This window comes from Affinundibacterium baiyunense (assembly GCF_018139645.1).
GTDB classification, from domain to species: Bacteria; Pseudomonadota; Gammaproteobacteria; order Burkholderiales; family Burkholderiaceae_D; genus Undibacterium; species Undibacterium baiyunense.
The window spans coordinates 1-837 of sequence record NZ_JAGSPM010000030.1 but is presented as its reverse complement, the minus strand read 5'-3'; the positions used below and the strand labels follow the sequence as shown (position 1 = coordinate 837).

General features: G+C 44.8%; 1 protein-coding gene. It reads right to left on the bottom strand.

The window, feature by feature from the left end; genetic code table 11:
- Positions 1-3 precede the first annotated feature (3 nt).
- Positions 4-837 (bottom strand): elongation factor Tu (locus tag KDM92_RS18210; RefSeq protein ID WP_212685781.1); only part of this gene is annotated, 834 nt, incomplete at its 5' end.

The following is an 837-nucleotide window of genomic DNA, read 5'->3' as shown; positions in this document are numbered from 1 at the left end:
ATATTACTCGATGATTTTAGCAACAACACCAGCACCAACAGTACGACCACCTTCACGGATAGCGAAGCGCAAGCCTTCTTCCATCGCGATCGGGTTGATCAACTTAACAGTGATAGATACGTTATCACCTGGCATCACCATTTCTTTATCCTTCGGCAACTCGATCGAACCAGTTACGTCCGTTGTACGGAAGTAGAACTGTGGACGATAGTTGTTAAAGAATGGTGTATGACGACCACCTTCATCTTTAGACAAAACGTAGATCTCGCCTGTGAAATGGCTGTGTGGCTTGATTGAACCTGGCTTCGCCAAAACTTGACCACGCTGGATATCTTCACGCTTAGTACCGCGCAACAATACACCTACGTTGTCGCCTGCTTGACCTTGGTCGAGTAATTTACGGAACATTTCAACACCAGTACATGTTGTTTTTACTGTGTCTTTAATACCAACGATTTCGATCTCTTCGCCGACTTTGATGATACCGCGCTCAACACGACCAGTAACAACTGTACCACGACCAGAAATAGAGAATACGTCTTCAACTGGCAACAGGAAAGAACCATCAACTGCGCGCTCTGGAGTTGGGATGTAAGAATCCAAAGCATCAGCCAATTTCATGATTGCTTCTTCGCCCAATGGACCTTTGTCGCCTTCGAGCGCCAATTTTGCAGAACCTTGAATGATAGGCAAATCGTCGCCTGGGAATTCGTATTTAGACAATAATTCACGAACTTCCATTTCAACCAATTCCAACAATTCAGCGTCATCAACCATGTCGCATTTATTCAAGAATACGATGATGTATGGAACACCAACTTGGCGAGCCAACAAGAT